Raw genomic sequence first — 8,932 nt, forward strand, 5'->3', positions numbered from 1 at the left:
TCGGCCCCGGCGGCACGCCGTCTCAGTTGAGGTGTCCGGTGATTTGTACGGTGAGCGAGGGCTAAACGTTACACCCTCCTGATGGCGTTGATCGGCTATGCGCGGTGCTCGACCGACAAGCAGGACGTGGCGGCCCAGCGGACCATCTGGGCGGGCTCGGCGTGCCCGACGACCTGATCTATGTGGACGAGGGAATGACCGGCACTAACCGCCAACGTCCCGGCCTGGATCAGGCCCTCGCCCCGTGCGGGCTGGCGACACCCTCGTCGTGCCCAAGCTGGACGACCGCCTCGCCCGGTCAGTCCCCGACGCCCGCGACATCGGCGACTCCCTCGTGGCACGCGGGGTGAGGCTGTATCTACGACCCGATCGACCCGATGGGTAAGATGTTCGTCAATATTCTGGCCACGTTCGCCGAGTTCGAGGGCAACCTGCTCAAGTTGCGTACCCGCGAAGGCATGGCGGTCGCCAAGGCCAAAGGCAAACTGAAAGGCAAGCAGCCCAAACTCTCTCGCGCCCAGCAGGCCCACCGGGTGAAGCGGCACGGCGCCGGAGAGCGCAACGTCTCCGAACTTGCCGAGATGTTCAGCGTGTCGCGGCCGACGGCGTATCGGGTTCCGGAACGAGGCAAGCCCGCCGCCCCGGCGGCAGGCTGACCCGCGGGGCCGCCCTTGAATTGCTGGTCAGGAACTATTGCCGTTTTTTACAAGATCACGCGTCGAGGGCACTTCTCCTCGGTGAACATCTTCTCCGACACCGACCACCTCACACGCTCACCGGGCAAACCGGATCAGAGCGTAGCGGTAGAGATCGACGGTCCGCGATGGAGGCCCTACGGTCCCGCATCACCGCAAGTCAGCGGTATAACCGACCGAAATTTCTTAAGTACTACCGGGACCCCCTTAGCTCAACCCACCGTGTGGCCGCTGGTGGCGTCGAGCTCGCGTACGGTCTGGGCGACAGCGGGTGAGTCGTGGCGCAGGATCTTGCTGTGGTTGCTCGCGACCTTCGCGCTCACCTTGATGTTGGGGTTACGGGCAAGGATCGGTTCGAGTACGGTCCGCCCCTGCTCCATCTCTCCGTCCTGGCTCCCGAGACTGTCACCGGTGGCCAGGACGAACCGTACCGGGCAGGTCAGACGGTCAAGGACCGGCACGCTGGCAGCGGCGATCTCGTTAAGCTCGATGTTGACGTCGGCGTGCTGGTCGGCGGTCATCCGGGCAGCCAGGCCCAGCCGGCTGGCGATCGGGAACAACAACCGCATCCGGCGGAACAGCTTCCTGATTCGCTCATGGCCGGCTGCACCGGTCAGACCGACCGGGAAAGCGTCCACGGTCACCACCCCCAGGACGCGGTCCGGATTCCGGTCGGCCCAGTGCCAGGCCAGGATGCCCCCGTACGACCAGCCCACCAGCAGCGCCCGGTCCACGCCCCTGGCCTTGAGGACGGCATCCACATCTCGGATGCACGCCTCGAACGAATAGTCCGCCGAGCGCTTCGACTTGCCGCGGGCGCGCTCGTCGTAGGTGATGTGCCGATAGTCGCTGCCGAGGTCGGCGATGACGCGCCGCCAGTGCGACTGGTCGGCGTAGGCACCGTTGAGGTAGACCACGGGACGGCCGTGGCCACCGGTGTCGGATACGTAGAGTGCGGTGTCCTCGACCGGCACCATGCCAGTCCAGGCAGATTGCTCGATGGTCATGATTTCCCTTTCCAGTGCCCAGAAAGTGGATCAAAAAAGGCGGCTGGACGTCCGCCCGACCCCGTGGTCCGGGCGGGCGTCCAGCCGCCTTGGCAGTGCCCTGCCGCCGGCCATGTCGTCGTGGCGGTGTTACTCGCAGAACACCTGCACCTTGGCGTCAGGCTGGTCGACGTCGACGGTGAGGTCGTCCAGGTGCTCGATGAGTTCCTCAATGTGCTGCGGTTTGAGCTGGGTAAGGTCGATCGGCACACCGGACCTGGCCAGCTCGTCGTTGACCTTGGTGAGCGCCTGCGGGGGGATGAGGGTCGTAAGCCGGACCCCCGCGCGCAGTAGTTGCAGCGGGACTCGGACGTTGACCCGGGCCGGCCCGTCACCGCTGGTGTCGTCCTCCGAGTTCACCACGACACGCAGGTACTTGGGTCGGGGTTTCGGGCCGGACACGGCTCCCTGCGGCGACTCGGGCTGTTTCCGTTCGAGGACATCGATCAGCCGCTCGGCCTCATCCGCGGTGATCTTCCCCTCGGCCAGCATCTCCAGAACCTGGCGGCGCTGCTCGTTCATTGTTACTCCTCCCCCTCTTTTGACTTACCTGACGCTTACCAGCACGGCCGTTCGACCGTCCTCGATCTCGATTCGGGTGCCGGGCAGCGCCCACAGCAGTTGCCCGATGCCGTGCAGTGCGCCCACCGGGCTGACCCGGAAGACCAAACAGGCGACCAGTCCGGCCAGCACGGCCACCAGCAGCAGCGGTGACAGCACCAGCAGCACCGGCAGGACCGGGACATACAGCCGCAGCCAGCGGCCGTCGCGACGACGTTGGCGGTACGTCACCAGGTGCGGAATCATCGGGACCTCTCCAATTCGGACAGCGCCTCCTGGACGCTGATCTCTCCCCGCCGCAGGCGGTCAACGACGTCGGCGCCGGTAGGTGCCGGGTCGGTGTCGACGAAGTCGAGGTGCTCGGCGATCCGGTTCAGCCGGGACTTGACCGTCGGGTAGCTCACCCCGAAGATTCGCTCCATCTCCTTGATCGAACCGTGCGACCGGACGAACGCGGCAACGAACACCTGGTCGTCGGCACTGAGCTGAGCCAGCTGCGGCGGCTCGAACTGGCCCTCGACCGCAATGCCGCTGCCGGTGAGGCGGACCCGCTCGACCACGAACGGCTGTCCCTGCGTCAGGTCCGTCAGTTCCTGCCAGTCCACACTCGACTCCTTCCACTCCACGACACGCTCACCATTCAGTTGTACCTTGATTTTCTTAAGATCTCAACGTGCGAAACTTAATTTTTCTAACTAGATCTTTGATCGTGCTGGTCATCTGTCCACGATCTGCCGCGTCCCCGTGACGGCCGGCGGGGTAGGCGTCCCAGCCAGCAGGTCGTCGATGCCGGCCGACACTCTGCCCGGCGACCACCACCTGGATCGCAGTCAGGGCTGCCCGGCGAGTGCGACGACGACCGTCCTCCGGCGGACCATCGTGGATGAGGGCGATCCAGGAGCCGCTGCACTAGCCACGGGCCGGGCCGGGTCTGTCTCAACAGGGTCGGATTGGGCTCGGATCCGGGCCTGCTCGGCCAGATCCTCCAGGCTCATATAGTCACGTGGTGAACGTGGAGCAGGTTCGGGACGCGTACGCCTCCGTCGCAGACCTTTACATCGAACTGTTCGGCACGAGTCAGCAGGTACATGCTGATGACCTCGCCTTCATCGGGCGACATCTGTCGATTCAGCCTGGCAACGTGCTCGATGTGGGCTGCGGACCTGGCCACATCACCGACTACCTTCGGTCGCTCGGTGTCGATGCGATGGGGATTGACATGGTTCCCGAGTTCATCGCCCATGCGAAGGCCACTCATCCGCTCGGCAGGTACCAACTCGGGTCGATGAAGAGCCTGGACGTCGAGGACAACTCCATCGCCGGGTCCTTGGCCTGGTTCTCGCTGATCCACTTACCGCCCCAGGACCTCGACGGTGTACTCGCCGAGTTCCGGCGAGTAATGACTCCAGCTGGCACGCTGGTGGTTGGCTTCTTCGAAGGTGACGAGGTCGCCGCCTTCGACCACAAAGTCGTGACGGCCTATCGCTGGCCCGTTGACGAATTCTCCGAACGGTTGGCGCGAGCTGGCTTCATGGAGGTCGCGCGCCAGCATCGGCCCAGCGATGGCACCCACCGGCCGTACGCCGCGATCGCGGCGGTCATGGGCAACACGCCCAGTTGAGGTCGGCACCGTCGTGGTCGTGCGCTTCGGCGGCGCGGGTGAGGTGGGTCAGTAAGGCGGCCAAGGCCAGGCCAGGCCAGGCCGGATAGTGACACCCAGTCCGGCAGCGACGAGCGCTTGTGTGGCGACATAGTCGTCGGTGGTGAACGCGATGTCCGACTGGAACCCGGCTTCGGCGCACAGGCGCAACAGGTGCTCCCGGCAGCGCTCGCAGCCGCCGATCCATCGGCGGGCGGCGTGGTCGGTCAGTTGGTCACCGGACATCTCGGTCGTTGTGACTAGATAGAGATGCTCGGTCAGCAGACGGATATGGCGCATGCCGGAGGCCGGTGGCGTGTGCGGGTAGCTGAATACGACCGCGATGTCGACCTCGCCGGTGCGGAGCAGCCGGGTCGCCTCTGGTGGTTCCGCTTCGGTGAAGCGCAGTTCGACACCGGGGTGCTCGGCGAGATACCTGGCTGCGGCGACCAGTCACAAAGGTGGCAAACCATTCGGATCGGCCCGACACCAAGGCTTCTCCCTACGCCCGGCAACCCGCTGGTTGCCGGGCGATCACTGCCGCAGGGCACGGTTACTTGGATGTCAGCAGCTTTGCCAGCCGATCCAGGCCGCCCTTGATCAGCTGCGCGTACTCGTCATCGCCAAGCTCGGCAATCCCAGTCTGCGCCTGCTGGAGGTGCTCCCGGGCACGGCTGAGATCGCCGAGCTTGCGGTAGCACTCACCCAGGTTGAGGTGCAACGACGGATACAAACCAGCCACGGGCAGCAGCACCCCGGCCTGCGCCACTCGGGCATCCGTAAGCTGATCGGCCGCCGTCAGCGCTCGGTGGTCCCACACCAGCTCCTCGTGGGCATCGTCCTGCACATCAGCCATCGCGTGCGCGAGGACGCAAACATGCAAAGGATCCCCCTGCTCCCCGTTGATTTCCTCCCAGATCTGCGCAAACAAGTCGCGAGCGGCCACACGTTGGCCTTGACCATGGTGCAGCTGCACCCCCTGGTTGATGCGGACAAGCGTTGGATCGGTGATCATCGGCGACTCCTTCATCGGCTTACCTTGCGACGGCAGCATGGATCGCATCTATGCGGACACCTTAGATCGACTGGCCCGGATCATTGAGTCACTCCGAAGCCAGCGTCACCGCGTCAACCTCGTGCTGGTCGTCGACATGGAACCCGGTGCCGGGCAACCACCACGGCCAGCTTGCGGGTATAACCTATGGCGATGCTCTCCGCCGTTAACGGCCTCTCCAAACACTTCACTGAAGACAGCCTTCGCCGCTACTTACTGGACCGCTCAACTCGTACGGACCATGGCTGTCTGATCGTGCGTGGCTACGGTGATCAACGGGGGGTCTACCAGAAGGTTGCCGGTCGAGCCTGGGCACACATCGCGGCTTACGTGGTTTTCGTGGGCGGATACGATCCGCTCCTGGACGTCGACCACGAATGTGGCGTCAAGGACTGCATCGAGCCGTCCCACCTACGGCAGCTCACTCGGGCCGAGAACTGTCGCACCCGAGTACGTCAGGGGCAATGTCGCAACGGCCATGACCGGGAGATTGATGGCACGACCGGGGAGTATCGGCGATCCTGTCGCCAGTGCAACCGGGATGCGCAGCGGCAATGGCGGCAGCGGCAGGCGGCCGAGGTCGAGCGGGCGCGATGCTCATGGATCACCGCCCAGGGTTAGCAGCGAAGTCAAGCTTGACCCACCGAAGGCTCGGGTACAACCGAGCATGAACACCAGGACGCCAAGCGCCCGACGAATCCAACCGTGCGGGTGATCGCAAGACTGCAATCGGTGTTCGACGCCACCCAGAAGGACGTCGAGGTGGCTATGACGGATGAACTGACGGTGAGCTGCACCAATTCTGGATCTCTGGCCTGGTCGCCACCGACGTGCTGCCATTGTTGGTGAACGCATTTCACCACCGTGCATGGCAGCACTGCCGCCGCCGCACCCCAACTACCATCCGACACCGCAACCGGCGGCCCGGACATTGTTCAGCCAGCCGCTTGGCGATAAGGCGGCGGCTACAAGTACACCCAGTTGTCGATGAGCGTGCGCGCCATATCATGCCGGCCATGATCGAGGATGCCGCCCCGACGACCGGCAATCGACGGGGCACCGCCGCATTCGTACTTGCGTGCATCAGCCTGGTGCTGTCGCTGATCGCGTGCGGTGGGGTCGCGCTGACCGTCGACGCCACCGGAATAGATCTGCTCCCGGTACAGTCCAGTCCGCGAATCGCCAGCGCGGCTGAGGTGGAAGCCGTCGCTCACGTAACCCTACCGCCCGGAACCGTGCTGCTTGGTGCCGCTTACAGCAACGGCCTGGACACCCTGCTCTCGGCAAAGTTTCGCATTCCCCGAGCTGAGCTCGATGCCTTCATCGCCGCGGCGAAGTTCACTGTGGCTCCCGTACCTGGGCTTCGGCCGCTTGACGCGACACACAACGTCGGCGGCGGCAACCTGTGGGACCCCGAAACCGCCAAGGTCGTTTCCGGCATTGACGAGGAGCAACCCACTGCCGACGGCACATATCGAGCGGTCCTGTTCAACCTCGACGCGACGGATGCGGTCACCGTGTACCTGTTCGCCTCCCGCGGCTAAACCCCGTGGGCATCCGCTATTGTCGTCGACCTCTGCGCCCGCCAGCCGTTACCGCCGGACTCTGCCGATGAGCGGACGTTTGGCCACACTGTCTGTCGGACGCAGTGGTGATCGTCGTGTCGGTGGACTGTGGCGATGAGGCGTTGCAGGGCAGCGTGGGCGGGTGGGCTTGCCACCTGGGCGGCCGTGGACGGCGTTTGTTGCCGATCGCCCGGCGTGCTGCTCGCTCTGTTCGCCGAATTGAAACGGACCTTCACCGCCGAGCGCGCCGCGAATGCCCGCGCCGACGCCGAGGCCAAGGGTTGGCATGTCGGCCGCCCAGCCGTACACTCCGCCAACAAGATCGAATAAGCTCGGTTACTGATGGCTCAGGGTGTGACTATGGGGAAGATCGCCGCCAAGACCGGCAGTCCCAAGACGTCGCTGCACCGCTACCTTGTAGGCGCAGCCGCAGCGGAGCCGGCGTGAGCGCGTTCGATCCGGACGCCGACCTGTCCGGCGACATGGCGTTCCGACTTGTGGCCCCCTCGTTCGTGCGCCTGTTCTGGCGTGCGTCGGTCCTGGAAACCACTGTCGGGGCGCTACGCGACCGCGGCTACCAGGTGGTGTGGCTCGACGCCTCTACCTGGATACGGGAAGCGGACCTGCACCACGACATCGCGGCTGCGCTGGACTTCCCCGACTACTACGGCCACAACCTCGACGCGCTGAATGACTGTCTGCGCGACGTGGTCACCTACGACTACGGCACTCGTCGTGAGGCGACCGGCCTGGTGCTGGTCTTCACCAGCTACGACGCCTTCGCCACCCGCTGTCCCCGGGTGGCGCAGGTCGTCCTGGACATCTTCGCCGACCAAGCCCGCTCAGCAGCGCTTATCGGACACCGCATGTGCTGCCTCGTACAATCCAACAACCCGACCATCAGCTTCGACCCGGTGGGCGCGATGCCAGTGATGTGGAACGATGCCGAATGGCTGGCCTCCAACCGACAGCAGGACCGGTGGTGACCGCGTACTCCTGGCCCGATCGTGACGCATACGACCCGGATCGACTCCGCACGGCCTGGCCGGCAACCGTCAAGGCGCTGCCCGTCGGAGCGCGGGTCACGGGTAAAGTCACCGCCCGACAACCGTTCGGAGTGTTCATCGGGATCGAGGGCGTGCCTGACTCTCTGGGGCTCACCGAGATCACCACTGTGTCCCGTGACATCATCCTGCCCGACGTCGGCACGTCGATAATCGGCGAGGTGATCTGGCACGCCGAGCACAACCATCAGGTCAAGCTACGACCGCTCATCTTCCCGGCTGCTACCGCCGCAGACTTGGCGTCCGTTGCCACCGTGGAGGGCACGCCTGTCGATGACGTCCAAAGCCTTGGACGGAACCGGGCACGTAGTGGCCGGTAGCCGTCGGTGTCGAGCTGGGCGAGTTCGCCGTCGATGTGGACGGAGTGGGTGCCGTCGAGGTGCACGGAACCGCTACACCAGCCGGGACGGGTAATCAATCTCAGCGAGATCCTCGGCAAGATTGGCCACCACGAGATCAGCATTCAGACGGCGAACCAGGTTGTCGGTCAGCGGGCGCAGAGCGTAGATCTCGCCGACCGTCTCCAGGTCGACGGCCGTCTCGTAGTAGTCCTCTGCGAAGCGCTGATACGCCACCGGGGTGCCTTCGACGAGAACCTCGAACAGCCTGTTAGCGCCATCGGGGTCCTCACCGACGGGAAAGACGAGATCCCCGGCATGCCACCGGTCATCGCCCTGCTGCCGCCATAGGCATACCGTCGCTTCCAACGTCCCGTCGAAGCTGAACGCCGGTTCGGCGACACAACCCGAAAGGACCTCAGGCACCGTGCCGACCAGACCGGGCCACAGCTCATCGTCATTGTTGGCGGGACTCATCGGCGACTCGTGATCGAAGCCCCGGATGAACGCGCCAGCCGATGAGAACACGATCGACCACGCGTCACCCGATCCGTTCCGCATCGATGCCATCTGCTCACCCGGCGCCCACCGCGAATCGAATGAGTAGTACCGCGACTCCCGCTCCGGGCTCATGATCGCGTCCAGTATCGCCAACGCTCGACACCGCTCGCGAAGCACCGCGATATCCGGCAGGGCACTTGCTACGTCATGAACCGTCACCGGCACATCCAACCTCGACGAACCTCGCGCACTACCCCGACCCCAGCGATGTCACGAAGGGTTCACCTTCACCCCGGATTACCAGACAGTTTGATTACAAGACCCTGCTAGTCGGATGGACCACGGGCTCCGATGAATCCGAACGCGCGCAGATCACTTAGAGAGACCGTCAGTAGGGCGTGTGCAGCCCAAGTAGCTGTTCAGGGGTAGCAAACAGGCACGGGATTGTCGATCATGTGAGTTCTCTACG

The 8,932-nt window shown here is 64.6% G+C and carries 14 protein-coding genes; 7 read left to right on the plus strand and 7 right to left on the minus strand.

The features are described 5' to 3' along the window. Window positions 1-377 precede the first annotated feature (377 nt). Entirely contained in the window at window positions 378-656 is a 279-nt protein-coding gene (locus ACWDV4_RS25615; protein ID WP_449983480.1) for a recombinase family protein, read from the plus strand. A 251-nt stretch (window positions 657-907) separates the two neighbouring features. Here the strand turns inward: ACWDV4_RS25615 and ACWDV4_RS25620 are convergent, their stop codons facing one another. The 4 genes from ACWDV4_RS25620 to ACWDV4_RS25635 all read right to left on the minus strand — a co-directional run bounded on the left by ACWDV4_RS25620 (window position 908) and on the right by ACWDV4_RS25635 (window position 2,907). Continuing rightward, complete coding sequence (locus tag ACWDV4_RS25620; protein WP_449983482.1) at window positions 908-1,702, minus strand: alpha/beta fold hydrolase; 795 nt, start codon at window positions 1,700-1,702, stop codon at window positions 908-910. A 129-nt stretch (window positions 1,703-1,831) separates the two neighbouring features. Further along, complete coding sequence (locus ACWDV4_RS25625; protein ID WP_449983485.1) at window positions 1,832-2,263, minus strand: SHOCT-like domain-containing protein; 432 nt, start codon at window positions 2,261-2,263, stop codon at window positions 1,832-1,834. Between the two features lie 24 nt (window positions 2,264-2,287). Continuing rightward, the gene (locus ACWDV4_RS25630; RefSeq protein WP_449983488.1) at window positions 2,288-2,548 is read right to left on the minus strand and encodes a hypothetical protein; all 261 of its coding nucleotides are present in this window, start codon (window positions 2,546-2,548) and stop codon (window positions 2,288-2,290) included. Beyond that, window positions 2,545-2,907, minus strand: coding sequence for a DUF2089 domain-containing protein (locus ACWDV4_RS25635; protein WP_449983491.1), 363 nt, complete (start codon window positions 2,905-2,907; stop codon window positions 2,545-2,547). The genes ACWDV4_RS25630 and ACWDV4_RS25635 overlap by 4 nt, the downstream gene beginning before the upstream one ends. A gap of 401 nt (window positions 2,908-3,308) precedes the next feature. On the opposite strand from ACWDV4_RS25635, the gene ACWDV4_RS25640 reads away from it, so the two are divergent. Next, window positions 3,309-3,923 (plus strand): class I SAM-dependent methyltransferase, encoded by a 615-nt coding sequence (locus ACWDV4_RS25640; RefSeq protein WP_449983493.1) that lies wholly within the window; start codon window positions 3,309-3,311, stop codon window positions 3,921-3,923. Between the two features lie 48 nt (window positions 3,924-3,971). Here ACWDV4_RS25640 and ACWDV4_RS25645 read toward each other — a convergent pair whose 3' ends face one another. Both ACWDV4_RS25645 and ACWDV4_RS25650 read right to left on the minus strand, forming a co-directional pair. Further along, window positions 3,972-4,394 carry a LysR substrate-binding domain-containing protein gene (locus ACWDV4_RS25645; protein WP_449983519.1) on the minus strand — a complete coding sequence of 141 codons (423 nt, stop codon included), beginning with the start codon at window positions 4,392-4,394 and terminating at the stop codon, window positions 3,972-3,974. A gap of 100 nt (window positions 4,395-4,494) precedes the next feature. Further along, window positions 4,495-5,004: a tetratricopeptide repeat protein gene (locus ACWDV4_RS25650; protein ID WP_449983496.1), complete on the minus strand. Its 510-nt coding sequence runs from the start codon at window positions 5,002-5,004 to the stop codon at window positions 4,495-4,497. 144 nt (window positions 5,005-5,148) lie between these two features. On the opposite strand from ACWDV4_RS25650, the gene ACWDV4_RS25655 reads away from it, so the two are divergent. The 5 genes from ACWDV4_RS25655 (at window position 5,149) to ACWDV4_RS25675 (ending at window position 7,944) form a co-directional block, all read left to right on the plus strand. After that, a complete protein-coding gene (locus ACWDV4_RS25655; protein WP_449983522.1) occupies window positions 5,149-5,616 on the plus strand; it encodes an HNH endonuclease in 468 nt (155 codons plus the stop codon). 395 nt (window positions 5,617-6,011) lie between these two features. Beyond that, the gene (locus ACWDV4_RS25660; protein WP_449983499.1) at window positions 6,012-6,539 is read left to right on the plus strand and encodes a hypothetical protein; all 528 of its coding nucleotides are present in this window, start codon (window positions 6,012-6,014) and stop codon (window positions 6,537-6,539) included. A 216-nt stretch (window positions 6,540-6,755) separates the two neighbouring features. Then, the gene (locus ACWDV4_RS25665) at window positions 6,756-6,890 is read left to right on the plus strand and encodes a hypothetical protein (protein ID WP_449983502.1); all 135 of its coding nucleotides are present in this window, start codon (window positions 6,756-6,758) and stop codon (window positions 6,888-6,890) included. A gap of 113 nt (window positions 6,891-7,003) precedes the next feature. Further along, window positions 7,004-7,546 carry a barstar family protein gene (locus tag ACWDV4_RS25670; protein ID WP_449983505.1) on the plus strand — a complete coding sequence of 181 codons (543 nt, stop codon included), beginning with the start codon at window positions 7,004-7,006 and terminating at the stop codon, window positions 7,544-7,546. Beyond that, window positions 7,543-7,944, plus strand: a complete 402-nt coding sequence (locus ACWDV4_RS25675) for a hypothetical protein (protein WP_449983508.1) — start codon at window positions 7,543-7,545, stop codon at window positions 7,942-7,944. Before ACWDV4_RS25670 ends, ACWDV4_RS25675 begins: the two co-directional genes overlap by 4 nt. A 72-nt stretch (window positions 7,945-8,016) precedes the next feature. On the opposite strand, the gene ACWDV4_RS25680 is transcribed toward ACWDV4_RS25675, so the two are convergent. After that, window positions 8,017-8,688 (minus strand): hypothetical protein, encoded by a 672-nt coding sequence (locus ACWDV4_RS25680; RefSeq protein WP_449983525.1) that lies wholly within the window; start codon window positions 8,686-8,688, stop codon window positions 8,017-8,019. Window positions 8,689-8,932: the final 244 nt, after the last annotated feature.

The sequence above is a fragment of the Micromonospora sp. NPDC003197 genome (assembly GCF_053590565.1).

What these genes read in the sequence shown, in the direction of transcription:
- ACWDV4_RS25615 (WP_449983480.1), top strand. Translation starts at nt 378, where the DNA reads ATGGGTAAGATGTTCGTCAATATTCTGGCCACGTTCGCCGAGTTCGAG.
- ACWDV4_RS25620 (WP_449983482.1), bottom strand. Translation starts at nt 1,702, where the DNA reads ATGACCATCGAGCAATCTGCCTGGACTGGCATGGTGCCGGTCGAGGAC.
- ACWDV4_RS25625 (WP_449983485.1), bottom strand. Translation starts at nt 2,263, where the DNA reads ATGAACGAGCAGCGCCGCCAGGTTCTGGAGATGCTGGCCGAGGGGAAG.
- ACWDV4_RS25630 (WP_449983488.1), bottom strand. Translation starts at nt 2,548, where the DNA reads ATGATTCCGCACCTGGTGACGTACCGCCAACGTCGTCGCGACGGCCGC.
- ACWDV4_RS25650 (WP_449983496.1), bottom strand. Translation starts at nt 5,004, where the DNA reads ATGCGATCCATGCTGCCGTCGCAAGGTAAGCCGATGAAGGAGTCGCCG.
- ACWDV4_RS25655 (WP_449983522.1), top strand. Translation starts at nt 5,149, where the DNA reads ATGCTCTCCGCCGTTAACGGCCTCTCCAAACACTTCACTGAAGACAGC.
- ACWDV4_RS25660 (WP_449983499.1), top strand. Translation starts at nt 6,012, where the DNA reads ATGATCGAGGATGCCGCCCCGACGACCGGCAATCGACGGGGCACCGCC.